Origin of the sequence: Hydrotalea flava (assembly GCF_001623405.1) — a bacterium.
GTDB lineage: Bacteria > Bacteroidota > Bacteroidia > Chitinophagales > Chitinophagaceae > Hydrotalea > Hydrotalea flava.
The window spans coordinates 13,163-38,433 of sequence record NZ_LUHG01000050.1; the positions used below are offsets into that span (position 1 = coordinate 13,163).

The 25,271-nt window shown below is 36.8% G+C and carries 33 protein-coding genes; 3 read left to right on the forward strand and 30 right to left on the reverse strand.

Going from position 1 to position 25,271, the window contains the following annotated elements; all coding sequences use genetic code 11:
* The first annotated feature begins 268 nt into the window (after positions 1-268).
* Entirely contained in the window at positions 269-1,828 is a 1,560-nt protein-coding gene (locus A0F92_RS05475) for a hypothetical protein (protein WP_317038889.1), read from the forward strand.
* A 145-nt stretch (positions 1,829-1,973) separates the two neighbouring features.
* Here the strand turns inward: A0F92_RS05475 and rpsA are convergent, their stop codons facing one another.
* The gene (rpsA, locus tag A0F92_RS05480; protein ID WP_253810200.1) at positions 1,974-3,944 is read right to left on the reverse strand and encodes a 30S ribosomal protein S1; all 1,971 of its coding nucleotides are present in this window, start codon (positions 3,942-3,944) and stop codon (positions 1,974-1,976) included.
* Between the two features lie 194 nt (positions 3,945-4,138).
* On the opposite strand from rpsA, the gene A0F92_RS05485 reads away from it, so the two are divergent.
* Positions 4,139-4,402: a hypothetical protein gene (locus A0F92_RS05485; protein ID WP_068242822.1), complete on the forward strand. Its 264-nt coding sequence runs from the start codon at positions 4,139-4,141 to the stop codon at positions 4,400-4,402.
* Positions 4,403-4,453: 51 nt separating this feature from the next.
* On the opposite strand, the gene A0F92_RS05490 is transcribed toward A0F92_RS05485, so the two are convergent.
* The 29 genes from A0F92_RS05490 to A0F92_RS05630 all read right to left on the reverse strand — a co-directional run bounded on the left by A0F92_RS05490 (position 4,454) and on the right by A0F92_RS05630 (position 24,596).
* Positions 4,454-5,698 (reverse strand): BaiN/RdsA family NAD(P)/FAD-dependent oxidoreductase, encoded by a 1,245-nt coding sequence (locus A0F92_RS05490; RefSeq protein WP_068242547.1) that lies wholly within the window; start codon positions 5,696-5,698, stop codon positions 4,454-4,456.
* Entirely contained in the window at positions 5,699-7,237 is a 1,539-nt protein-coding gene (locus A0F92_RS05495; protein WP_068242551.1) for a M20/M25/M40 family metallo-hydrolase, read from the reverse strand.
* Between the two features lie 127 nt (positions 7,238-7,364).
* Positions 7,365-8,195, reverse strand: a complete 831-nt coding sequence (gene map / locus A0F92_RS05500) for a type I methionyl aminopeptidase (protein WP_253810201.1) — start codon at positions 8,193-8,195, stop codon at positions 7,365-7,367.
* A 130-nt stretch (positions 8,196-8,325) separates the two neighbouring features.
* Entirely contained in the window at positions 8,326-9,678 is a 1,353-nt protein-coding gene (gene secY / locus A0F92_RS05505) for a preprotein translocase subunit SecY (protein WP_068242557.1), read from the reverse strand.
* 74 nt (positions 9,679-9,752) lie between these two features.
* Positions 9,753-10,202, reverse strand: a complete 450-nt coding sequence (gene rplO / locus A0F92_RS05510; protein WP_068242825.1) for a 50S ribosomal protein L15 — start codon at positions 10,200-10,202, stop codon at positions 9,753-9,755.
* Positions 10,203-10,318: 116 nt separating this feature from the next.
* A complete protein-coding gene (gene rpmD / locus A0F92_RS05515; RefSeq protein WP_068242560.1) occupies positions 10,319-10,501 on the reverse strand; it encodes a 50S ribosomal protein L30 in 183 nt (60 codons plus the stop codon).
* 39 nt (positions 10,502-10,540) lie between these two features.
* Positions 10,541-11,062, reverse strand: a complete 522-nt coding sequence (rpsE, locus tag A0F92_RS05520; RefSeq protein WP_068242564.1) for a 30S ribosomal protein S5 — start codon at positions 11,060-11,062, stop codon at positions 10,541-10,543.
* 29 nt (positions 11,063-11,091) lie between these two features.
* The gene (gene rplR / locus A0F92_RS05525; RefSeq protein WP_068242567.1) at positions 11,092-11,445 is read right to left on the reverse strand and encodes a 50S ribosomal protein L18; all 354 of its coding nucleotides are present in this window, start codon (positions 11,443-11,445) and stop codon (positions 11,092-11,094) included.
* A gap of 49 nt (positions 11,446-11,494) precedes the next feature.
* On the reverse strand, positions 11,495-12,049 hold the full coding sequence (rplF, locus tag A0F92_RS05530; RefSeq protein ID WP_068242570.1) for a 50S ribosomal protein L6: 555 nt from the start codon (positions 12,047-12,049) through the stop codon (positions 11,495-11,497).
* An 85-nt stretch (positions 12,050-12,134) separates the two neighbouring features.
* Positions 12,135-12,533: a 30S ribosomal protein S8 gene (gene rpsH, locus A0F92_RS05535; RefSeq protein WP_068242573.1), complete on the reverse strand. Its 399-nt coding sequence runs from the start codon at positions 12,531-12,533 to the stop codon at positions 12,135-12,137.
* A 51-nt stretch (positions 12,534-12,584) separates the two neighbouring features.
* Positions 12,585-12,854: a 30S ribosomal protein S14 gene (rpsN, locus tag A0F92_RS05540; protein WP_068242576.1), complete on the reverse strand. Its 270-nt coding sequence runs from the start codon at positions 12,852-12,854 to the stop codon at positions 12,585-12,587.
* Between the two features lie 44 nt (positions 12,855-12,898).
* Positions 12,899-13,474, reverse strand: a complete 576-nt coding sequence (gene rplE, locus A0F92_RS05545; RefSeq protein ID WP_068242580.1) for a 50S ribosomal protein L5 — start codon at positions 13,472-13,474, stop codon at positions 12,899-12,901.
* Complete coding sequence (rplX, locus tag A0F92_RS05550) at positions 13,474-13,812, reverse strand: 50S ribosomal protein L24 (protein WP_068242583.1); 339 nt, start codon at positions 13,810-13,812, stop codon at positions 13,474-13,476. The genes rplE and rplX overlap by 1 nt, the downstream gene beginning before the upstream one ends.
* A gap of 124 nt (positions 13,813-13,936) precedes the next feature.
* Complete coding sequence (gene rplN, locus A0F92_RS05555; protein WP_068242586.1) at positions 13,937-14,305, reverse strand: 50S ribosomal protein L14; 369 nt, start codon at positions 14,303-14,305, stop codon at positions 13,937-13,939.
* 55 nt (positions 14,306-14,360) lie between these two features.
* The gene (gene rpsQ, locus A0F92_RS05560) at positions 14,361-14,618 is read right to left on the reverse strand and encodes a 30S ribosomal protein S17 (RefSeq protein ID WP_068242590.1); all 258 of its coding nucleotides are present in this window, start codon (positions 14,616-14,618) and stop codon (positions 14,361-14,363) included.
* Between the two features lie 20 nt (positions 14,619-14,638).
* Positions 14,639-14,806 (reverse strand): 50S ribosomal protein L29, encoded by a 168-nt coding sequence (rpmC, locus tag A0F92_RS05565; RefSeq protein WP_253810202.1) that lies wholly within the window; start codon positions 14,804-14,806, stop codon positions 14,639-14,641.
* A 64-nt stretch (positions 14,807-14,870) separates the two neighbouring features.
* The gene (gene rplP / locus A0F92_RS05570) at positions 14,871-15,290 is read right to left on the reverse strand and encodes a 50S ribosomal protein L16 (protein ID WP_068242597.1); all 420 of its coding nucleotides are present in this window, start codon (positions 15,288-15,290) and stop codon (positions 14,871-14,873) included.
* A 72-nt stretch (positions 15,291-15,362) separates the two neighbouring features.
* Positions 15,363-16,154, reverse strand: a complete 792-nt coding sequence (gene rpsC / locus A0F92_RS05575) for a 30S ribosomal protein S3 (protein ID WP_068242600.1) — start codon at positions 16,152-16,154, stop codon at positions 15,363-15,365.
* A gap of 13 nt (positions 16,155-16,167) precedes the next feature.
* Positions 16,168-16,512, reverse strand: coding sequence for a 50S ribosomal protein L22 (gene rplV / locus A0F92_RS05580; RefSeq protein ID WP_068242603.1), 345 nt, complete (start codon positions 16,510-16,512; stop codon positions 16,168-16,170).
* Between the two features lie 55 nt (positions 16,513-16,567).
* Positions 16,568-16,837, reverse strand: coding sequence for a 30S ribosomal protein S19 (gene rpsS, locus A0F92_RS05585; RefSeq protein WP_068242606.1), 270 nt, complete (start codon positions 16,835-16,837; stop codon positions 16,568-16,570).
* A 36-nt stretch (positions 16,838-16,873) separates the two neighbouring features.
* Complete coding sequence (gene rplB / locus A0F92_RS05590; protein ID WP_068242609.1) at positions 16,874-17,713, reverse strand: 50S ribosomal protein L2; 840 nt, start codon at positions 17,711-17,713, stop codon at positions 16,874-16,876.
* Between the two features lie 45 nt (positions 17,714-17,758).
* The gene (gene rplW, locus A0F92_RS05595) at positions 17,759-18,058 is read right to left on the reverse strand and encodes a 50S ribosomal protein L23 (RefSeq protein WP_068242611.1); all 300 of its coding nucleotides are present in this window, start codon (positions 18,056-18,058) and stop codon (positions 17,759-17,761) included.
* A 27-nt stretch (positions 18,059-18,085) separates the two neighbouring features.
* Positions 18,086-18,721 (reverse strand): 50S ribosomal protein L4, encoded by a 636-nt coding sequence (gene rplD / locus A0F92_RS05600; RefSeq protein ID WP_068242614.1) that lies wholly within the window; start codon positions 18,719-18,721, stop codon positions 18,086-18,088.
* Between the two features lie 22 nt (positions 18,722-18,743).
* Positions 18,744-19,361: a 50S ribosomal protein L3 gene (gene rplC, locus A0F92_RS05605; RefSeq protein WP_068242828.1), complete on the reverse strand. Its 618-nt coding sequence runs from the start codon at positions 19,359-19,361 to the stop codon at positions 18,744-18,746.
* A 263-nt stretch (positions 19,362-19,624) separates the two neighbouring features.
* Positions 19,625-19,930 carry a 30S ribosomal protein S10 gene (gene rpsJ, locus A0F92_RS05610; protein WP_068242832.1) on the reverse strand — a complete coding sequence of 102 codons (306 nt, stop codon included), beginning with the start codon at positions 19,928-19,930 and terminating at the stop codon, positions 19,625-19,627.
* Positions 19,931-20,123: 193 nt separating this feature from the next.
* A complete protein-coding gene (fusA, locus tag A0F92_RS05615) occupies positions 20,124-22,274 on the reverse strand; it encodes an elongation factor G (protein WP_068242618.1) in 2,151 nt (716 codons plus the stop codon).
* A 263-nt stretch (positions 22,275-22,537) separates the two neighbouring features.
* A complete protein-coding gene (gene rpsG / locus A0F92_RS05620) occupies positions 22,538-23,005 on the reverse strand; it encodes a 30S ribosomal protein S7 (RefSeq protein ID WP_068242621.1) in 468 nt (155 codons plus the stop codon).
* Positions 23,006-23,034: 29 nt separating this feature from the next.
* The gene (rpsL, locus tag A0F92_RS05625; protein ID WP_068242627.1) at positions 23,035-23,415 is read right to left on the reverse strand and encodes a 30S ribosomal protein S12; all 381 of its coding nucleotides are present in this window, start codon (positions 23,413-23,415) and stop codon (positions 23,035-23,037) included.
* 116 nt (positions 23,416-23,531) lie between these two features.
* Positions 23,532-24,596 (reverse strand): branched-chain amino acid aminotransferase, encoded by a 1,065-nt coding sequence (locus tag A0F92_RS05630; protein WP_068242630.1) that lies wholly within the window; start codon positions 24,594-24,596, stop codon positions 23,532-23,534.
* A 63-nt stretch (positions 24,597-24,659) separates the two neighbouring features.
* On the opposite strand from A0F92_RS05630, the gene A0F92_RS05635 reads away from it, so the two are divergent.
* Complete coding sequence (locus tag A0F92_RS05635; protein ID WP_167516836.1) at positions 24,660-25,265, forward strand: hypothetical protein; 606 nt, start codon at positions 24,660-24,662, stop codon at positions 25,263-25,265.
* Positions 25,266-25,271 lie beyond the last annotated feature (6 nt).

Sequence of the window (25,271 nt, forward strand, 5' to 3'; positions counted from 1 at the left end):
ACAGAACGACCTCTAACGATTGCTTGCCATATGAAAATTCTTGAATCTTATTGTTGAAAGGTAGGAACGAAAAGTACTACCTTAAGATTTTGCCTCTAACGATTTGCCACTCTAACGATTGCTTATTGCCTTTAACTCATCTTTCTTCCACAAAAGTAAGGTGGGTTTTTTATTGGTAGAAATCAATTTCGGCACGATTTTATTACCTTAAACCGTAATTAAAATACGAAAAAACCGCATAGAGACTGTGTTTCATAAAAAAAATTACATGATGCCCAACAAAAATTCAGACCCATTATTTCTATTAATTCAATCCTTACAAAAGTCAGAAAAAAGGCATTTTAAACTGTATATTAAAAGAAGTTCTAATAAAGACGATCTAAAAATTGTACAATTGTTCGATGCATTGGAAAAAATGCAGGATTATGATGAAAAAACTTTACTGAAGCGCTTAAATAACATCAATAAACCACAATTAGCCAATTTAAAAACACATCTGTACAAACAGGTTTTAGCCAGTTTGCGTTTACTAAAAAGTACTGACAGTATTGATTTACAATTGAATGAGCAGTTAGATTATGCCAGAATATTGTACAATAAAGGCCTTTTTTTACAAAGCCTTAAAATTTTAGAAAGAGCAAAGGAAATGGCCAAAACTGCCAATAAGTTCAATTTCATGACGCAGGTACTTTCACTGGAAAAGAAAATTGAAACCCTCCATATTACCCGAAGCATGCCTGGTAAAACCATGCAAATCACTTCCGAATCAATAAAAGTAAGTGAGCATGTTACACAGGTTGCTGCATTATCCAACTTGGCTTTACACCTGTATACCTGGTATATTAAAAACGGACATGCCAGAAATGAACAGGATGAGGCAGATGTAAAACTATTCTTTAAAGAAAACCTTCCTGCAAATGCCTATACTCTAAAAGGGTTTTATGAACGTTTGTACCTATACCAAAGCTATACCTGGTATGCATTTATTCGGCAAGATTTTTTAATGTATTATCGTTACAGTGAAAAATGGCTGGGTTTATTTGATGAGCAGCCGAATATGATTGCAGTTGAAACCGGCCATTACATTAAAGGATTGCACAACTTACTCAATGCTCATTTTGATTTAAGGAATTTTGACAAATTTCAACTCATATTGCAACGATTTGAAGCTTTTGCTGCAACGGATGTAGCCAACCAGCACGACAATTTCAGAATTCAAACCTTTATCTATATTCATAGCGCAAAAATTAACTGGCATTTAATGACCGGTACCTTTTCAGAAGGGTTAACCATCGTTCCGTTTATTGAGGCTCAATTACATCAATATGGACGATTTATTGATGCACACCGTATTCTGGTATTTAACTATAAAATAGCCTCATTATACTTTGGCAACCGGCAATTTGCCACCTGTATTGACTATTTGCAAAAAATAATTAATGATAATTTTTCTTTACGAAATGACCTGCAATGTTATGCCCGTTTAATGCATTTATTAGCACATTACGAAATGGGTAATAATGATATTATTGATTCTTTAATAAAATCGGTATACCGATATATGGCCCGCATGCAAAATTTAACCATTGTTGAAGAAGAAATTTTTGCTTTCTTACGGAGATCCTTTTATGTAGCTGAAGAAAAATTACAACCCGAACTGGTTATTTTACTTTCTAAAATAAAACATCTTGAAAAGAACCGTTTTGAAACCCGTGCATTTGCCTACCTGGATATTATTTCATGGGTTGAATCGAAGGTATATCACAAAACCATGAGTGAAATTATTTACAATAAGTACAAGGAAAGTAAAAAAAGAAGATACGCTTAAAGAAGCCTTTTAACTGTATCCGAGCCGACCGTTTCACGAATGATACACTGCTGTACAATTGGTTAAAAATTAAATGTGCTTCAAAAAAAAACGTCCCATGCCGGGTTCGACATGAGACGTTAACTTATTCGAAAAAAGGATTTATTTATTTGCTATCTCCTTCTTTTTCGTCGCCTTCTAATTTGGCACGAATATCGGCCAATGCACCTAAATCGCCTAAAGTTGCTTTTTCAACTTTGCTCTGAATATTCTTTACGGCTTTTTTGGTTTTTTCAGCTTCGGCTTTGGCTTCTTTCTTCACTGATTCTTTTTCTTCAGCATGCGCCTGTTCCCAAATTCTGCTATGGCTCAACACAATTCTTTTTTCATTTCTATCAAACTCAATTACCACAAATTGTGCAGTTTCATCGGCACCAACAGATTTTCCATCTTCTTTAACCAGATGACGGTTAGGAGCAAAACCTTCTAAACCATAAGACAGTTGCACTACGGCACCTTTATCATCTTTACGAATCACAGTTCCTTCATGAACAGTTCCAACGCCAAAGGTTTCTTCCAGTGCATTCCAAGGATCTTCTTCCAATTGTTTGTGGCCCAATTGTAATTTTCTGTTTTCTTTATCAATACCTAAAATGATGGTATCAATATATTCGCCCACTTTTACATATTCACTGGGATGATTGAAGCGTTTTAACCAGCTTAAATCGCTAATATGGATCATTCCACCAATTCCTGCTTCCAATTCAACAAACACACCATAAGGCGTAATGTTTTTCACTAATCCTTTGTGTTTGCTGCCTTCTGCAAATTTGGTTTCAATGGTGCTCCATGGGTCTTCTGTCATTTGTTTGATAGAAAGACTCATTTTGCGTGCTTCTTTATCTAACGTAACCACTTTGGCTTCATACTCATCACCTAATTTAAAGAACTCTTTTGCGTTGATGGGTGTATTTGCCCAGGTAATTTCTGAAACGTGTACCAGGCCTTCAACGCCGGGTTGAATTTCTAAGAAAGCACCATAATCTTCAATATTCACCACTTTACCTTTTACAACTGCACCTTCTGCTAAATCAGCAGGTAATACATCCCATGGATGTGGCGTTAATTGTTTCAGACCCAGACTGATGCGTTTTTTGTCATCATCAAAGTCTAATACAACCACCTGTAATTTTTGATCCATTTTTACCACTTCTGATGGGTGAGAAATTCTTCCCCATGAAATATCGGTAATATATAATAAACCATCTAATCCACCTAAATCCATAAATGCACCAAAGTCTGTAATATTTTTTACAGTACCTTCTAATACCTGACCTTTTTCTAATTTACTCATAATTTCAGCTCTTTGAGCTTCAATATCACTTTCAATCAATGCTTTGTGTGATACAACAGCATTTTTAATGGTTTCATTAATTTTAACCACTTTAAATTCCATTGTTTTTCCAACAAACTGGTCGTAATCAGTAACCGGTTTCACATCAATTTGAGAGCCAGGAAGGAAGGTTTCCATACCAAAAACATCAACAATCAATCCGCCTTTGGTTTTAGAGGTAACAGTTCCGGTAACAACTTCACCGGTTTTGTGTACTTCTACAATTTTTTCCCAAGCACGGAAAATACGGGCAGATTTGCGGCTTAAATGAAGATTGCCATCTCTGTCTTCTTTTTCTACCACCATTACTTCCACTTTATCACCAATTTTCAAACCGGGTGTATCGCGAAATTCATTGAGAGAAATTAAACCATCACTTTTAAACCCGATATTAATAACAGCATCTGTTTTGGTTAAGCCAACAATATCACCCTGTAAAATTTCGCCATCTTCAATTTGCACAAAAGTGTTTTCATACACTTTGTCGTATTTGGCTTTTTCATCAGGGGTGTACAGACTTACATTGCGTTTATCAATACTCCAGTCAAAATCATCATGAGCGGTTGCCACTTCTTCAACCGGCTCAGCTACAGGTGCATTTGTTATCGCTGCAGATTGTTCCTGTACTGCTTCCTGAGCAGCACCGGATACATTCTCCTGTGCATCAGCGTTTAATTGTTTGTTAATAGAAATCATAATAATACCCGATTGTTTTAATTCGGGCTGCAAAAGTATGTATTTCAAGTCAAAAAAACTGATTTTATAGCAATTTTTTCACCAATCTGAAGCCTCATAACAACGTTAATAACCAAAACATTAATAAAATATTAAAAGAGGAATAAATGTTTATTGGTTTAAAATTTTATTTAAATTTAACCGGGTTATTCAAAACAGATAAACCCTGCATTCAACTACTTTATTCACTAAAAACACAAAAAATGAAAAGAATTTTTGCACTGGTGCTGGCTTTAGCTATTTTCTCAACAGCGTCTTTTGCTCAAGCAGCTAAAACTCAGCCTAAAAAAGAGAAAAAAGAAATGACAGCGCCTAAAACAACCCATGTTAAAAAAGATGGTACTGCCGATATGCGTTACAAAGAAAATAAAGGCAAAAAAGAGGCAGCCGGCCCAATGAAAAAAGATGGCACACCGGATATGCGGTATAAAGCCAATAAGCCCGCCGACAAAAAGAAGAAAGGATAAATGTTGCGATGAAATAATAAACTGCTCCTGTTGTTTCAGTGAGCAGTTTTTTTATGCACTTGCAGAACTATCTGCAGCAATGGCTTTCGCTGCCATAAATGCTGTTGTCCATGCGTTTTGAAAATTAAATCCGCCTGTTATACCATCAATATCTAACACTTCACCGGCAAAAAACAAATGGGGTATTTTTTTACTTGCTAAAGTATTGGCATCTACTTCAGATAAATCGATGCCGCCGGCCGTAACAAATTCATCCTTGAAAGTAGTTTTGCCCTGAATGGTATACTTATCCTGCTGCAATTTTAAAACCAGTTGATTGATTTGCTGATTACTGATATCGGCCCATTTTTTTTGAGGTGAAAGATGGATTTGTTCTAAGAAATAAAGCCACAACCTTAGTGGAAAAGAGAAAAAGCATTTAGAACCAATCATTTGCCGGGATGCATTCATTCTGAAACCATTCAGGGTATTTCGCAATACCTGCTCATTCATTTCTGGAATCCAATTGATAAGTAAATCAAAAACATAATTTTTTTCAGCCAAATAACGGGCACCCCATGCCGAAAGCTTTAAAATGGCAGGTCCGCTGAAACCAAAATGGGTAATTAACAGAGGGCCTGTTTGTTTCCATTTTGTTCCGTTAATTTTTATTGCAACAGCAGGAATACTAATACCTGTTAATTCATGAATAGGGTGCGAAGAAAGGTTGAATGTAAACAACGAGGGTACAGGCGGAACAATAGCATGACCTAAATCGGCCAACCAATTCCACTGCAATAATTTAGGAAAACCACCTGTTGTAATACATACATAATCTGCTACCATTTCTTTTCCATTTACAGCAGTTAATTTGAAGTAATTCTCAACAGGCAAAATTTTGATAATATTTGTTTTCAACAGAAGATTAACCTCATAACGTTTTGCTTCGCCTAACAAACAATCAATAATTGTTTGAGAGGTATTGGTATCGCTAAACATCCGCCCATCTGGTTCTGCAATTAGGTTTACATGGCGCTCTTTAAACCACTCAACCGTATGTTTTGCATTAAACCAATGAAAACATTTTTTTAAAAACTGCGCACCACGTGGATAATATTGAATAAACTGATTGAGTTCGAAACATGCATGGGTAACATTACAACGCCCACCACCACTAATTTTTACTTTTGAAAGCACTTTATCTGATTTTTCAACAATCATTACCCGCAAATCAGGGTTCATCCGCGCAGTGTTTACCGCACAAAAAAAACCGGCAGCACCTCCTCCAATTACTATTAAAGATTTTGAATTACGCATTTATTGCATTATCATAATTGAAATGATTTCCTGAATACCATTCCAAAAATTACCCATTTGGATATTTTCATTGGCCGCATGTTGATTATCATCGTAATTGGCAATGGGTATAGAAATGGCTTTGGCATTGAGTTGTTGTTCAATAACATACAAAGGCAAGCTGCCACCTGTGGAAGGCATGATTACTAACCCCTTTGTTGAAGTTGCAGCAAGTGCATGAATGATTTGCTGCGAAACCGGTAAGTACATTGGTGTTTTTTGCGCATTATACCCATCACTACAAATAACTTTGGCAATGAAGGGATGAGCCATTCGTTCCGCATCAGTAGGATCTCTGTTAATGATGTAATAACCTTTATCTTGAATATGTTTAATGACTCTTTCTTGCTGTACTTTGTAATCGTTTCCGGGCACCAAACGTAAATCTAAACTTACTGAAGCGGTAGCAGGAATACTATTGGTAGACAATGCACCAAACTTTCCGCTTTCGATACCATTGATATTTAAAGTGGGTAAAAGAATGGCTTCAGATAAAGCAATATTTTTCATTTCCGGCATAATAAAACCGAATTGATGTTTCAATTCTTCATCATTTTGATCTAATTGTGCCAATACATTTTTTTCCAGATTGGATAAGGGCGTTACATCACTATAAAAATTTTTGATGGTAACATAACCGCTATTGTTTTTCATGGAAGATAATAAGCGAACCAGATTCCATGCAGGATTGGGTGCCCAATTGCCATAGTGACCACTATGTAATGGAAATTTGCTTCCATATAAAGTGATGTCTATATGTGTATCGCCCCGAACGCCAAATGATATCAAATTTTTTCCAGATGAGGGTTGTGGGCCATCGCAAATAATCCAAACATCAGAACAAAGCAGATTTTTGTATTTGAATAATACCTCAGCCAAATGTGGCGAACCGGCTTCTTCTTCGCCTTCAAAAAAGAACTTTACATTTACTGCAGGCGCAATATTTTTCTTTTTTAAAGCAATGTAGGCATTGATGATTGCCATTACACCGGCTTTATCATCGGCAGCACCACGAGCATAAATTCGAAATTCATCCTGCAAATTATTAATAAATTCATCTTTCGTCAATGGCCTACCGCCAAGTTCAATTTTATTACTGTATAAAGCAGGTTGAAAGGGATGTAAACCGATATGCCAGTTAGCGCTATCAACGGGCTGTCCATCATAATGGGCATAAAATACAATAGTTTGCCTGGCTCCGGGCACTATTACTTCTCCATATACTACCGGTGGTGCTGATTCATCTTCAGGAAAAAGAAAACGGGTATGTTCAATACCGGCAGATTGCATTAGCCGCATTAAATATTCCGCATTATTCTGCAAGGCCAACTTATTTACTGCAATATTGGGGATGGCAATAAAATCAATATAATCCTGCAGAATAGTGGCTTTGTTTTGCTGTTGATAATCTTTGAACCAAGGCAATGGATGCTTTTGCTGTGCCTGCACTTGCATGAAAGCTAAAAAAAAAGCAAACGATAAAATAATCAATCTATTCATGTATTTATTTTATTGTACGTAACAATACAGTCAATGCATTAGATTGCAGCCAAGTGAAAACACAATCAAATATACCATGCACTTGATTTTCTGGATTATTTAGAATAAAATCAAGTACTGAAACAGATTATGCGTAATAACTGGTATTTAGATTCGTATTGCTTTTTTCAGCAGCTTCTATAATGCTATAATCAGATAGAATGAGCGGATGCTCCTTCTTCACACAAACATCGTGTTCAAAATGTACAGAAACTTTGCCATCCCTTGTTCTAACCGTCCAGCCATCTTGTTCTGTATACACGTCTTTGGTACCTAAATTAATCATCGGTTCAATAGCCAACACAAGATTTTCTTTCAGCTTTGGCCCATTACCGCGTTTACCATAATTAGGCACTTGTGGCTCTTCATGTAATGAACGTCCTAATCCATGACCTACTAATTCACGTACTACCCCATAACCCATTTTCTTTTCAGTATGTTCTTGAATGGCGAAAGAAATATCGCCTACTCTGTTACCGGCTATTGCTTTTTCAATTCCTTTATAAAGGCTTTCTTTTGTAATTTTTACCAATTGCAATACTTCAGGTGCAACCTCTCCAACAATAAAGGTATACGCATGATCGCCATGCCATCCATTTAAAATGACACCCATATCAATTGAAACAATATCACCTTCTTTAATTAGAGTATGATTCGGAAAACCATGTACCACCACGTCGTTCACCGAAGCACATACTGAGTATGGATATCCGTGATAATTTAGAAATGAAGGAATAGCCTGATGATCTTTCACAAATTCAAAACAAAGTTTATCTATTTGTAAGGTAGTAACGCCGGGTTTTAAAAATGTAGCAACAGCCGTTAATGTTTTACTAACCAGCAAAGCGGCTTCTTTCATCAATGCAATTTCCTGTTCAGTTTTAGCATACATCATATTTACATTATTTCTTCGTGACATTTGAAAATAAAATTAATTGATTCAATTTAAATTAGTGCTATTATCTAAAGTATAAATGGAACGTCAATAAAAAGAAAACCTGCTGAGCCAAGGCTCAACAGGTTAATATTTAAAAAGCAATTCTTCAATATTATAATACAGAAGATGTTACACCTTGCCTTCCCTGTATTCTACCGCCACCAGACATTAATCCATCGTACTGACGCATTAATAAATAGGTTTCTATTTGTTGCAGTGTATCTAAAATTACCGCTACCATAATTAACAAAGAGGTACCTCCATAAAACGTACTGAATGAACTAGTTACACCTAATTTTTGAGCAAAACCTGGCATGATACCTACAATTGCAAGAAAAATGGCACCGGGTAAGGTTACTTTATCCATAATAGCGCCTATAAAGTCTGTTGTAGGTTGGCCGGGTTTAACACCGGGTATAAAACCGTTATTACGCTTTAAATCTTCAGAAATCTGTTTGGGGTTGAATATTAAAGCGGTATACAAGAAGGTAAATCCAATTACCATAACACCATAAATCAGCATGTACCAAGGGTTACTGTGATCATTGAATATTTTTATAATTCCTTTTGCAGATTCAATATTAGTGAAAGAAACCAATGTAGGTAAAAACATAATTGCCTGTGCAAAGATGATAGGCATTACACCTGCACTATTCACTTTTACCGGTAAAAATTGTCTTGCACCGCCAAACTGACGATTGCCTATAATTTGTTTGGCGTAATTCACAGGTATTTTACGTACACCTTGCACCAATATAATTAAGCTCATAATGACAGCAACCAGAATGGCAATTTCAATCAGGAAAATTAATAAACCACCACCCGCTTTTTCACTTTTTGCAGAAAATTCCTGAATGGTTGCCTGAGGAAAACGTGCTAATATACCCACCATGATAATAATAGAGGTACCATTCCCCAAACCTTTATCCTGGATTCTTTCTCCTAACCACATTACAAACAAAGTTCCTGCTGAAAGTGTGATAACAGTGGTAATTGTAAATACTGTTCTGTCTAATAAAATAGCCTGTGCATAACCGCCCTGTGGGTTAGTTAAATAAGCAACATAAGCACCTGCCTGAAAAGCGGTTACAATTACAGTTAAATAACGAGTCCATTGGTTAATTTTATTCTGACCGCTGGTACCTTCTTTTTGAATTTTTTGTAATTGAGGCACTAAAATGGTCATTAACTGCATAAAAATAGAGGCAGATATATAAGGCATAATGCCCAATGCAAAAATGGAAGCTTGTGTAAAAGCTCCACCTGCAAAAGTATCGAACAAACCTAACAGACCTTTATTTGCTGCATTTAATTTTGCCTGATCTAATAAATTCGGGTCAATTCCGGGCAATACCACATGGGTGCCAAACCGGTATACTAATATTAAAGCAAGCGTTACAATAATTTTATCACGCAACTCTTCAATACCCCAAATATTCTTAATTGTTTTGATGAATTTTTTCACAAATACTGTTGTTAAGAGATTAAAACCTAAAGCATTTCAAACGCTAATGAATGCGGGGGGCAATATACAGTAAATTATTTAATTAGCTCTACTGTACCGCCAACGGATTCAATGGCAGCTTTAGCTTTATCGCTAATCGCATTTACTTTAAAGTTTAACTTGGTTTTTAACTCTCCGTTACCCAGAATTTTAACTTTATCGGTTCTGTTCACCAATCCGTTAATGTATAAATTTTCTAGTGAAAATTCAGAGAAGGCATATTTCTCATTCAAGGTTTCAATTTGTCCTAAATTGAATACTTTATATTCAACACGATTGATGTTTTTAAATCCACGTTTGGGCAATCGACGTTGAATGGGCATCTGACCGCCTTCAAAAGCATTTTTACGTTGGTAACCGGCACGACTTTGTCCACCTTTGTTACCTTTTGTAGATGTACCACCTTTACCGGAAGCTTCACCTCTGCCTAATCTTTTTTGTTTGTGCGTTGCACCTTCAGCTGGCTTTAAATTGTGTAGTTTCATTTTTTTGATTTTGTACTTATCGGGGAATCGCCCCTCGCATGATGAATAAATGGTAATGCTAAATGGTATGTGATGAACGTTCACATAATACATTTAGCATGAAAAAATATAATTGATTATTTAACTTCTTCTACCTTAACCAAATGGCTTACTTTGTTTAGCATGCCAACAATTTGTGGTGTTGCTTCCAATTCACGTGATGCATTTAACTTATTTAAACCAAGGGCTTCTAAGGTTTTCTTTTGACGTTCAGACCTGTCGATGCCGCTTTTTATTTGAGTAACTTTAATTTTTTTCATAATCTTCAGAATTTTAACCTCAGCAAAATATGCTAAAGTTTACCCGTTAAAAACTTTATTTAATTTTACGTTACGATTTTTGGCAACTTGAATTGGCTCACGTAATTCGGTTAAAGCTTTAATGGTAGCCTTAACAACATTATGCGGATTGGCAGAACCAAGGCTTTTGGCCAATACGTCGGTAACACCTGCACTTTCCAAAACAGCACGCATGCTGCCTCCAGCAATTACACCGGCTCCGTGTGCTGCGGGTTTAATTAATACTTTGGCTGCACCGGCTTTTGACCATTGTTCGTGTGGTATGGTTCCATGCATTACAGGAACTTTTACCAAGTTCTTTTTTGCATCATCAATACCTTTTGCAATAGCTTCCTGAACTTCTTTTGCTTTTCCCAAACCCTGGCCAACAATTCCTTTTTCGTTACCTACTACTACTAAAGCAGAGAAACTAAAAGTACGTCCGCCTTTTGTAGTTTTTACAACACGGTTAATTGCAACTACTTTTTCTTTCAATTCAATTTCGCCGGTTAGCTTTACTTTATTTTCAGTTATTTTAGACATGGACCTAAATTATTAAGTGTTTGTTTAGATTAGAATTGAAGACCACCTTCTCTGGCACCATCTGCTACACTTTTCACTCTGCCATGGTATAAGTTCCCGCCTCTGTCGAATACACAGGTAGTAATACCTAACTCTTTTGCTTTTTGTGCAATAGCAGCGCCCACCATTTTGGCTTTTTCAATCTTGGTTACTTTTTGAGCCACTAAATGTTTATCTCTTGAAGAGGCAGCAGCCAAGGTTATGCTATTATCATCATCAATTAATTGTGCATAAATTTCTGCATTACTTCTAAAAACCGATAAACGGGGCTTAGTAGCAGTACCGGCAACTTTTTTACGGATACGGTACCGGATTTTTTGTCTTTGAACAAGTTTACTATTCATTTCTATTTATTTTGTCTTCCGATACTGCCGGAAGTGTCATTTATAATTATTATTTACCAGCAGCTTTACCAGCTTTTCTTCTGATAATTTCATCGCTATATTTTACACCTTTTCCTTTGTATGGTTCAGGTTTACGTAATCCGCGTATCTTAGCAGCCACCTGTCCTAATAATTGTTTGTCAATACTTTCTAAAGTAATGGTTGGGTTCTTACCTTTTTCAGTAGCAGTGGCAACTTTCAACTCTTTAGGCACTTCAAAAATAATGTTGTGAGAGTAACCTAATGATAAATCTAAAGTATTTCCCTGATTGGCAGCTTTAAAACCCACACCCACCAATTCCAAGTCTTTTCTAAACCCGTCTGTTACACCTTTCACCATATTGGCTAAAAGAGAACGGTACAAACCATGCATGGCACGATGCCGAATTTGATCAGTAGGTCTTTTTAAATTCACTTCAGTGTCAGAAATTTCAATCACAATATCTCTGTCAACTGCTTGCTTTAATTCACCTTTAGGCCCTTTCACTGTAATTACGTTATCTTTTCCAAGTGTAACAGTAACGCCTTTGGGAAGTATTACGGGTTGTTTTCCAATCCTAGACATAGTCGTTTCGTTTTTTATAATTACAATTTAAGTTGTGTTCAGCCCCGACTAAAAGGCTTAATTATCTACTTAAATCAAAAAGTGATTAATAAATATAACAAAGCACTTCACCACCAACATTTTGCGCTTTTGCCTGTTTGTCGGTTAATACGCCTTTAGAGGTGCTGATAATAGCAATACCCAACCCATTAATAACACGTTTCATATCAGCGGGTTTTGCGTATTGACGTAAACCTGGTCTGCTAATTCTTTCTAAAGAGCGAATAGCAGGTTGTTTACTCGTAGGATCATACTTCAGTGCAATTTTGATAATACCTTGTTTGGTATTTTCTTCAAATTTGTACTTTAAAATATAACCCTGCTCATATAAAATTTCAGTCATCCGCTTTTTTAAATTAGAAGCGGGAATTTCTACCAGTCTGTGACCGGCCATTTGAGCATTACGAATCCTTGTTAAAAAGTCTGCAATAGGATCAGTTACCATTGTATATTAATTAAATGCTGTTCTAAATTTTGTTTACTAAACGGATTAAAATTACCAGCTGGCTTTTGTTACACCAGGAATTTTACCATTTAAAGCCATGTCTCTGAATATTACCCTGGATACACCGAAATAACGCATATATCCACGGGGTCTGCCGGTTAACTGACAACGATTTTTTAATCGTACCGGTGAAGCGTTTTTGGGTAATAAATCTAAAGCAGCATAATCACCTGCAGCTTTCAGAGCAGCACGTTTTTCTGCGTACTTGGCCACCATTGCTTCTCTTTTTGCTTGTCTGGCTATGATTGATTTTTTTGCCATAATTTTAATGTTGATTCTGAATGGGCAATTCGCCCATTTATATTTTAATTATTTTCTTTTTTTGCACTTTTAAAAGGCATTCCCAATTCTTTCAACAGCTCATATGCTTCTTCATTGGTTTGCGCAGTTGTAACAATGGTTATATCAAAACCGGTAATTTTATTAACTTTATCAATATCAATTTCCGGAAATATAATTTGTTCAGTTACGCCTAAAGTATAGTTACCACGCCCATCAAAAGCTTTATCACTAATTCCTTTAAAATCACGTACCCGGGGTAACGCTACAGATACCAGCCTGTCTAAAAATTCATACATTTTTTCGCCACGTAAAGTAACTCTTGCGCCAATGGGCATGCCTTTACGTAATTTAAAATTAGAAATGTCTTTTTTAGAATAAGTAGGTACGGCCTTTTGACCTGTAATTTGTTCTAATTCGTTTACGGCAACATCTACCAATTTTTTATCGGTAACAGCACCGTTCACGCCACGGTTAATACAAATTTTTTCGATTTTAGGAGCCTGCATTACACTTTTATAAGCAAACTTCTTCATCAATACGGGAATTACTTCCTGGCGATATTTTTCCGCCATTCTTGGAGTGTATTTAGTTGTACTCATTATTTAATAACCTCCCCTGATTTTTTTGATATTCTAATTAATTTACCTTCTTCTCGGCTTTTTTTAATTTTTGCAGGGCAGCCGGCTTTTGCATCCCAAAGCATTACATTACTGATATGCACAGGAGCTTCTATTTTAACAATACCACCTTTTGTATTTTGAGCATTGGGTTTGGTATGTTTTGTCACAATGTTTACCCCTTCTACAACAACTCGTGCTTCATCAATCAGAACTTCTAATACCTTTCTGGGTTTTTTCAAGTCCTTGTCTTCACCGGCAATTACTACTACAGTATCGCCTTTTTTGATGTTAAATTTGGGTTTAAATCTTTTACTCATGGTGTTTACCCTTTTATATAACCCTTTTTTAAAGGGTTAGTTATTTGTTTTGTTACCAGCTTTAAAATCTATATTCAGCTTCGTTGCGTCGCACACTTGTACAGTTGTTACGCTATGGAGCGATTTATAAAACCTCAGGTGCCAATGAAATAATTTTCATGTAACCTTTATCTCTTAATTCACGGGCTACCGGTCCAAAAATACGTGTACCACGTGGTTCATCTGCATTGTTTAATAAAACAACGGCATTGTCATCAAAACGAATATAAGAACCATCTTTTCTACGTAATTTGTTTTTGGTTCTTACAATTACGGCTTTAGATACCGTTCCTTTTTTTATACCACCGGCAGGAATGGCATCTTTAACAGTTACCACAATTTTGTCGCCAATTTTGGCATAATCCTGGCCACTATTCCCAAGTACTTTAATACAAAGTACTTCTTTGGCACCGCTATTATCAGCTACATTTAGTCTGCTTTCTTGCTGGATCATTGTTTAATAATTTGATAGTTAACAGGCTGCTATGAGCAGGCTATCGATAATAATTTTATTTGGCTTTTTCAATCACCTCCACTAATCTCCAACGTTTGGTTTTGCTTAGTGGGCGGGTTTCCATTATTTTAACCATATCACCAATTGTGCACTCATCTTTTTCATCGTGTGCATGGAATTTAGTCGTTTTCTTAACGAACTTTCCATAAATAGGGTGTTTTACTTTTCTTTCTACAGCAACGGTAATGGTTTTAGCCATTTTATTACTGGTTACTACCCCAATTCTTGTTTTACGCAAATTTCTTTCAACCATTGTTAGCAATTTATTGGTTATTAAGCCATAGCTCTGTTATGTAATGCCGTTTTTAAACGGGCAATATCTTTTCTTAACTCACGAATACTCATTGGGTTTTCCAATGGAGAAATTGCGTGTGCAAATTCTAATTTCTTTAACCTAAGGGTATCTTCCTCGATTCTGGCTTTAATGTCAGATTCAGTCATCTCCTTCAGGCTCTTATTAAAATCAAATTTTTTTGCCATTGCAAATAATATTAAAATGTTTATTTTATGCTTGCAAATCTCTTCTTACAATAAATTTGGTTGCAATTGGTAATTTTTGAGCTGCCAAATGCAATGCTTCTCTGGCAACTGTTTCACTTACACCATCACACTCAAAAATAATACGACCCGGTTCCACTACAGCAGCCCAAAATTCAGGGTTACCTTTACCTTTACCCATCCTTACCTCTAAAGGTTTACGGGTAATAATTTTATCGGGGAATACTCTAATCCAAACGTTTCCTTCACGCTTCATGGCACGTGTCATACTTTGTCTGGCAGCTTCAATCTGACGATTGGTTAACCAAATGGGTTCTAAAGCTTTTAATGCAAACGAACCGAAAGCAATAGAGGTGCCCCTTTTAGCAACATTCCGAATGCGGCCTTTTTGTTGTTTTCTATGTTTACTTCTTTTTGGCTGTAACATTTTTTTGTTGTTTTTACACAGTATTTACTGTGCGGTATTCAAAAAAAGTATAGCAAATTGCTAGTACCTATTTTAATGTTGTGGTTTTCTTGGTCCTCTGGAATCATTGTTCCTTCCACCGCCACGGTGATCTCCGCGATTACCACCTCCGCGCCTGTCATCTCCACCGGTTCTCTCTCTTCTATCGCTTAGGTCATTTTTCCCGCCAACAAAATTTGGGTTCAATTCGCGTTTACCTAAAACTTCACCTTTACAAATCCAAACTTTGATACCAATTTTACCATATACTGTTTGTGCAAATACACTTGCATAATCAATATCCATACGTAATGTATGCAATGGTACACGGCCTTGTTTAAATTCTTCGCTACGTGCAATTTCAGCACCACCTAAACGCCCACTTACTCTTACTTTAATACCTTCTGCACCCATTCTAAGTGTGGAGGCAATAGCCATTTTAATGGCACGTTTAAAGTTGATACGATTTTCAATTTGCCGTGCAATAGTATCGCCAACAATGGTTGCATCTAATTCAGGACGACGTATTTCAAGAATATTGATTTGAACATCATCCTTACCCGTTAATTTCTTCAATTCTTCCTTAATACTATCTACTTCACCACCACCTTTACCGATGATAATACCTGGTTTTGATGTATGAATGGTAACGATAAGTTTACCAAGCGTACGCTCAATAACTATTTTTGCTATACCACCTTTGTTGATACGGGCATTCAGGTAAGTACGGATTTTTTGATCCTCAATTAACTTAATGGCAAAGTCTTTTTTATTGCCATACCAGTTACTTTCCCATCCGCGGATGATACCTAACCTGTTACCAATTGGATTTGCTTTCTGACCCATAATATGGTTTCAATTAGTTTTTAGAATCTACAATGATTGTTACATGATTGCTGCGTTTTCTTACTCTGTAACCACGACCTTGTGGTGCCGGGCGCATTCTTTTTAGAGTGCGGCCACCATCTACAAAAATTGTTTTTACAATAAGACTACTATCTGCAGCACTGGCTCCATTATTTTTTTGTTCCCAATTATTAATGGCACTCTTCAACAGTTTTGCTAACGGGGTAGCATTGTGTTGCGGGTGAAATTCTAATATAGCCAAAGCCTTTTCTACTTCCATTCCACGGATCACATCGGCTAATAACCGCATTTTCAGCGGACCAGTGGGATAATTTTTCAGTTTAGCTACTGCTTCCATTTTGATTTGATTTCTATCATTCGGCAAACTGTTTTAAGGTTTGCCCTGAATTAATTTATTTTTTTTGTCCTGAGTGACCTCTGAAGTTTCTGGTAGGCGCAAATTCTCCTAATTTATGTCCAACCATAAATTCAGTTACATATACCGGTATAAACTTGTTACCATTGTGTACAGCAAATGTATGCCCAACAAAATCGGGTGTAATTGTACTGCGGCGGCTCCAGGTTTTTATCACCCCTTTCTTTGTTTTACCTTCGTTGATGGCGGTTACTTTTTCATCAAGATTTGCGTCAACGTAAGGACCTTTTTTAATCGAACGACCCATTTGGATTTACGATTTAGTGCGTTTATCTAAATATTGTTACTTGGTAATTTTTTTACCATCTCTTCTTTGAATAATCAGCTTATCACTGGCTTTGCCTCTTGTTCTGGTTTTTTCACCTTTGGCATATTTACCGGTTCTGCTGCGTGGATGACCTCCGGAAGCTTTACCTTCACCACCACCCATTGGGTGATCTACGGGGTTCATGGCTACGCCTCTAACTCTTGGGCGAATTCCTTTCCAACGATTTACACCTGCTTTACCGGCAGTTTGTAAATTATGATCGCTATTAGATACCACTCCAACAGTTGCATAACAGTTAATTAAAACTTTTCTCAACTCACCGGAAGGCATTTTTAATACAGCGTATTTTTCTTCTTTATTGGCCAATTGAGCTGATGCACCGGCACTACGTGCTAGTTTTCCGCCCTGACCGGGTTGCATTTCAATATTATGAATATTGGTACCCAAGGGCATGTTCTTCATTTGAAGCGCATTTCCAATTTCGGGGGCTACTGCATCGCCGGCAATAACTTTGGCACCTACCTGTAAACCCTGTGGAGCCAGAATATACCTTTTTTCACCATCTGCATATTGTAACAAAGCAATAAATGCGGTACGGTTAGGATCGTACTCAATTGATACAACAGTTGCTTCAATATTTTGCTTATTGCGTTTAAAGTCAATAATACGGTAATGTCTTTTATGACCTCCACCTATATAACGCATTGACCTGCGCCCCTGAGCATTACGTCCACCTGTTTTTTTAAGTGGTTCTAACAAGCTTTTTTCAGGCTCATTAGTGGTAATTTCAGCATAAGCATTGCCAATTCTCCAACGGGTGCCGGCAGTGATTGGTTTGTACTTTTTTAATGCCATTGTTTCTTAAATTTTAATGCGAAATTTTCAGCTTCGCTGCTATAACTAAATGTTTGCGTATAAATCAATTGTATCACCTTCAGCAACTGTTACCAATGCCTTTTTATAAGATGATTTTTTTCCTTTGATAAAGCCAGCTTTTGTATAACGGGTTTTATTTTTTCCGGGAACTACAACTGTGTTTACATCCACAACTGTAATGCCATAAAAAGCTTCAATTGCCTGTTTTATTTGAAGTTTATTGGCTGCACGAACTACTTTAAAAGTATAACGGCGTAACTTTTCCTGTTGAGCATTTGCCTTTTCAGATAAAATAGGCTTAATTAAAATATCAGTTGGTTTCATTCTATTTCTTTTGAAACGTTTGTTAAATTATGCTTCTACTATTTCGTTTTCTGCAAATATCTTCGCTGCATTTTCTGTAATTACCAAAACATCCGCATTCATTAGGTCATACGTATTAATATCTGCCAACAATGTACTGGTAATGTTTGGAATATTTCTGGTACTTAAATACACATTATCATTATACTCGGGTAATACAATCATTGCTTTCTTTGCAGCTATCTGCAAAGCACGCATTACATTGGTAATTTCTTTTGTTTTAGGAGCATTCATAGCAATATCTTCTATCACAATAATGGCATTTTCTTTTGCTTTATAGCTTAGGGCAGAAATTTTTGCCAAATCTTTTACTTTACGGTTTAATTTAAAAGCATAAGCATGTGGCTTAGGTCCGAAAATAGTACCACCACCTTTATACAAAGGGTTACGGATATTACCCTTACGAGAACCACCTGTACCTTTTTGTTTGTGTAATTTACGGCTGGCACCATGTACCTCAGCACGGGTTTTTACTTTATGTGTACCCTGACGCTGTGCAGCTAAATGTTGTTTAACAGCCAAATAAATAACATGGTCATTAGGTTCAATACCAAAAATATCTTCCGGTAACTCAACCGTTCTGCCTGTTTTTTCGCCTTTTATATTTAATATTTCTAATTGCATGATTTGTGTGAATTATAGGTGACTACTTCTGGATATAAACAATAGAACCGTTATGACCCGGTACTGAACCACTAATTAACAGATAATTTTTCTCAGAAAAAATTTTTACTATTTTCAATCCTTTCATTTTTACACGGTCATTACCCATTCGACCTGCCATTCTCATTCCTTTAAAAACTCTTGAAGGATAAGATGAACCACCGATTGAACCGGGAGCTCTTGAACGGTCGTGCTGACCATGTGATGCTTCACCAACACCGCTGAAACCATGACGCTTTACAACACCCTGAAAACCTTTTCCTTTTGTGGTGCCAATTACTTCAACAGCATCACCTTCAGAAAAGATATCGAGTGTAATGGTTTCGCCTAATGCTTTTTCAATGGAATAGTTGCGAAATTCTTTTATAAATCTTTTGGGAGAAGTTTGAGCTTTTACGAAATGATTCAGCTCAGATTTAGTGGAGTGTTTTTCTTTTTTATCGGTGAAGCCTAATTGCAAAGCTTCGTAACCGTCTGTTTCTTTGGTTTTCACTTGTGTTACTACACAAGGACCTGCCTCAATAATGGTACATGCCACCTGTTTGCCATCTTGGGCAAAAATGCTGGTCATTCCAATTTTTTTTCCAATAATACCTTTCATGTTTTGCGGTTTTTGCCCCGCTAAGGTGTAGAGGACATTTTGCCATGAAGCAAAATTCAATCCTTGTTTGCTGCCGACCTTTTCCCTTTTGCCACCAAAACCCGGTGGTTTTGCTTGCTCTTTGAAATATACATTTCAAAGACGATGGAAGTACCGGAAGTAAACAAACCTCGAAGGGCCTGTTTATATGTCAAATTTTATATTCAAAAACCAGAGCTCCTTTTTCAATTACGATTGGGAGGTAGCCTACTTAATCAATTTTATCAAGCTTTGATTTCCACTTCAACACCGGAAGGTAAATCTAATTTGCTCAAAGCATCAACCGTTCTGGATGATGATGTATAAATATCTAATAACCGCTTGTGCGTACACAACTGGAATTGCTCTCTGCTTTTTTTATTCACGTGGGGTGAACGCAAAACAGTAAAAATTCTTTTATGCGTAGGCAAAGGAATAGGTCCGGTTACAACGGCACCAGTACTACGAACAGTTTTCACAATTTTCTCGGCAGATTTATCTACCAGATTGTGATCGTATGATTGTAATTTTATTCTGATTCTTTGAGACATAATCTTTACCCAATTTTCCGATTGGGTTGCAAAGGTATGGCTACAGGTTTGAATGGGCAAGAAAAAAGAAAGTTTTTTTAAAAAAATTGAAAAAAAATTGAAAAATTTTTTGTGCATGGTTTGTACTACTAAAAAAAAGGAGCCACATTTTAATGAATGTGGCTCCCCAATTGTGTACTTTTCTATGCTAAAATTAATCTTCTACTTTTACTTTCCCTTTATTTTTGGCCATTACTTCTTCTGCTATGTTATTGGGAGCAGGTGCATAATGAGAAAATTCCATGGTGGAAGTAGCACGACCTGAAGATAAAGAACGTAACTGGGTTACATAACCAAACATTTCACTCAATGGAACTTTGGCTTTAATTACCTGTAAATTGTTACGGTTATCCATTCCTTCCAACATTCCTCTTCTGCGGTTTAAGTCGCCGGTTACATCACCCATGTACTGATCTGGAGTTAATACTTCCACTTTCATAATGGGTTCTAATAAAACCGGCTTTGCTTTTTTTGCAGCTTCACGAAATCCTGATTTGGCACAAAGCTCAAATGACATGGAGTCTGAATCCACATCATGGTAACTACCATCAAAAACTCTGATTTTCATGTTATTAACCGGATATCCTGCCAATACACCGGTTCCCATTGCTGTTTCAAAACCTTTTTGGATAGCAGGTACAAATTCACGAGGAATAGAACCTCCGAATATATCGTTTACAAATTGGAAATTCTTTCCTTCATTTTCTTTTAACCATTCATCGTCGGCGGGGCCAATTTCAAATTGAATATCGGCAAATTTACCGCGACCACCCGTTTGTTTTTTCAATATTTCGCGATGTTGAATGGTTGCCTGGAAGGCTTCTTTGTATGCTACTTGTGGTGCACCCTGATTTACTTCTACTTTAAATTCGCGGCGCATCCTGTCAAGAATAATTTCCAAATGCAATTCTCCCATGCCACGCAAAATGGTTTGCCCGGTATCTTCATCTGTGTTTACACGCAAAGTAGGATCTTCTTCAACCAATTTGGCAATGGCCATACCCATTTTGTCCACATCGGCTTGTGTTTTAGGCTCAATGGCAATGGCAATAACCGGCTCAGGAATAAACATATTTTCCAGTACAATTGGATGTGCTTCATCACAAAGTGTATCTCCGGTTTTAATTTCTTTGAAACCAACTGCAGCAGCAATATCGCCCGCTTCAATAAAATCGATTGGGTTTTGCTTGTTGGCAAACATCTTCATAATACGGCTGATACGCTCTTTTTTACCGCTTCTTACGTTTAATACATAGCTGCCGGCATCTAAATGGCCACTGTAACAGCGGAAGAAAGCCAAACGACCCACAAAAGGATCGGTCATAATTTTGAAAGCCAGGGCTGCAAAAGGTTCTTTGGCATCGGGTTTACGGGTAACTTCTAAACCGGTATCTGGGTTAATACCTGTTACTGCTTCAATATCAACCGGAGAAGGCAAATAGCGACAAACGGCGTCTAAAGCAGTTTGTACGCCTTTGTTTTTGAACGAAGAACCACACATCATGGGCACTATACTTAAATCGATAGTAGCTTTACGAATGGCTTCATGAACCTCATCTTCGCTAATGGTATTCGGATCATCAAAGAATTTTTCCATTAAATGATCATCATATTCTGCAACCGCTTCAACTAAGTTTTGTCTCCAGAAATTTACTTCTTCCAACATATCTTCGGGCACCGGAATTTCATCAAAAGTCATTCCCTCTGTTTCAGCATGCCATACAATGCCTTTCATTTTAATTAAATCTACAACCCCTCTAAAATTATCTTCTGCCCCAATGGGTAATTGTAATGGTACAGCTTTGGCTCCAAGCATTTCTCTTACCTGTTTTACCACATTTAAGAAATCGGCACCGGAACGGTCCATTTTATTGACAAAACCAATACGAGGTACTTTGTAACGATTGGCTTGGCGCCATACGGTTTCTGATTGTGGCTCTACACCATCCACAGCCGAAAACAAGGCAATCAACCCATCTAATACGCGCATTGAACGTTCCACTTCTACAGTAAAGTCAACGTGTCCGGGGGTATCAATAATATTAAAATAATATTTTTTTGTTTCAGGAGTAACTTTACCTAATACGGTTGGAAAATTCCATTGACAGCTTACTGCTGCTGAGGTAATGGTAATACCCCTTTCTTTTTCTTGTTCCATCCAGTCGGTAGTGGCAGCGCCATCGTGCACTTCGCCAATTTTATGTATCATACCGGTATACCGTAGGATACGCTCGGTAGTTGTGGTTTTACCGGCATCAATGTGAGCGGCAATACCAAAATTGCGTTGAAATTTCAAATCCGCCATAAAGTGATTGTTTATTTTTTTTCAGGCGGCAAAGGTAGGGATTTAAGAATTTCTACAAGATTTTAATCAAAGATTTAATGATTAGTTGCTCAAATATGCAATTAATGGGTTAACAGTAAAGCAATTAGAGGAATGAAGCTATGTTTTTTATTGAGAATAATGATTATATGTCAAGAAATTAGCAACCAATATCATTTCTTATAGCTTCTACCAATAAAAAAGGCCACCTGATACAGGCAGCCTTTTTCTATATTATTTTTTATTTACACTTTGAAATGTGAGAAAGCTTTGTTGGCTTCGGCCATTCTATGCACATCTTCTTTCTTTTTGAATGCACCTCCTTCCCCTTTGCTGGCAGCAATAATTTCATTAGCCAGTTTATCGGCCATGGTTCTACCGTTTCTTTCGCGGCTGTAGCGCACCATCCATTTAATACTTAAAGATATTTTTCTGTCGGGGCGCACTTCAGAAGGAATTTGAAAAGTAGCACCTCCAATTCTACGGCTGCGCACTTCTACAGCAGGGGTAATATTAGCTAAAGCTCTTTTCCAAACTTCATAACCATCTTCATTGGTCATTTTAGACACTTTATCGATAGCATCGTAAAATATATTAATGGCGGTACTTTTTTTGCCATCCCACATTATATTATTGATAAAACGGCTTACTAATTTATCATTAAACCTACCGTCGGGTGCTATGGGTAATTTTTTGGCTTGTGCTTTACGCATGTTATATAAAAATTAGCTGTTTAACTGAATTATTTTTTCGCTTTTTCTTTCTTTGTACCGTATTTAGAGCGACTCTTTTTTCTGTCTTTAACACCGGCAGTATCTAAACTACCCCTTACAATATGGTAACGAACACCGGGTAAATCTTTTACACGACCGCCTCTGATTAAAACGATAGAGTGCTCCTGTAGGTTATGACCTTCACCGGGTATATAAGCAATTACCTCAATTTTATTTGTTAAACGTACTTTGGCCACTTTACGTAAAGCTGAGTTTGGCTTTTTAGGAGTTGTAGTGTATACACGGGTACAAACACCACGACGTTGTGGACAAGCGTCTAATGCTCTTGACTTACTTTTAGCCCTGATAATTTCGCGGCCTTTTCTAACTAATTGTTGTATAGTAGGCATTCTACTTTATTTAATTTTTAGGACGGCAAAGGTAATAGCCCTTGCCGTAAATTCCAAAAAGAAAAATCTTAAAAGATAAAATTTATTTAAAAAGCTGGCGTTAGCAGCATAAAAAGCTAAATTTTATACAGCCAGCCATGGGTATCTGCCACTTTTCCATAGCGTATTTGATTGAGTTTTTCACGAATGGCCGGGGCAATTTTCCAATTGTCGGTATCAAAAACCATTTGCTCATTTTTATAACGTAATTCTTTTATAAGGGCTATGGTTGCTGCCGTTCCTGTTCCAAATACTTCTTGTAATGTTCCATTTTTATAGGCTACTGTTACTTCATCTATGTTTATTTTTCTTTCTTCCACCGGTATACCCATTTCTTGCAACAACACCAAAACACTGTTTCTAGTAACGCCATTTAGTATGGTACCTTCTTCTAACGAAGGTGTAATGGCAATATTATTAATAACAAAAACCACATTCATCATGCCCACTTCTTGTAGCCATTTGTGTTCAACAGCATCTGTCCAAAGTACCTGATCATACCCCATTTCATTGGCTTTTTTGGCAGCCATCATGCTACCGGCATAATTGCCTGCATTTTTTGAAAAACCAACGCCACCGCGGGCAGCACGGGTATAGATTTCTTCTACAAATATTTTCATGGGTTTGGCATAATAGGGGCCTGTTGGACTTAATAAAATAATGAAAGTATAGCTTTCAGATGGCTTTACGCCCAGTGTAACATCTGTAGAAAACATAACCGGCCGAATGTATAATGCATGTTCCGCCTTTGACGGAATCCAGTCTTTATCAATAGCCAGTAACTGATGCATGCCATCTATAAAAATATATTCAGGAACTTCCGGCATACACATTCTTTCGGCCGATAAATTAAATCGTATAAAATTATCGTAAGGCCTAAAAATAAAGGCTTCTCCGGAAGCATGTTTGTAAGCTTTAATGCCTTCAAATATAGCCTGGCCATAATGCAAGGCGGCCAAGGAGGGCTCCATTTGTAATGATTGATATGGAATAATTTGCGGATCCTGCCATGCCCCATTTTTATAAGTAGCCATAAACATATGGTCAGAAAAGTATTTCCCAAATGGGATATTCTCTAAACTTAAATTGCTTAACCTGCTGTGCGCAACTTTTGTAACAGGAAAGCCTGATGCCTTTATCATATCTTTATATTTTTGGTGCAAAGAAACAAAAAACTAACAAGTGTTTATTTAAAATTAATTCCGATGAAATTTGAAGAGATACAGTTACCTGCAGACTATATTGCTTCCATGTACAAAGATACATTGGTAGTAATAGATAATCCAAATATAAATGACCAACCACAAAATGCACCCATTCAGGAGCATCAGAAAGCAAAAACTGCAACAACAACACTACAATCCAACAAAAAACAGGTAGTTCAGGCAGACAATTTAGACAATGCAACTGTATTGCCATTTTTAGGAGAGAATAAAAAGAAAATTACCATTTTAGTATGGGATGAAACCGTTCCTTTTATCCGAGAAGAATGGCTGCAATTTTTAAGTAATATACTTTTAGCCTGCAAACTGAATATAGGGGATGTAGCAATCGTAAATCAGTATACAACAATACAAACTTTCAAAACATTACAGCAAACATTACAGTCGAATTATTGCATCATGTTTTTAGCAGATATACAGACCCTTGATTTACCATTTGTTGTACCTGCCTATCAAGTGCAAAAGCATAGCAATTGCAGTTTTTTACCGGCAAAGTCCCTCAGCACTTATTTACCTGATGATGCTATTACAAAAGAAGAAAAAAGAAAACTTTGGTTAAGTTTGAAGAACCTGTTTAACTTAAAATAACCTGCT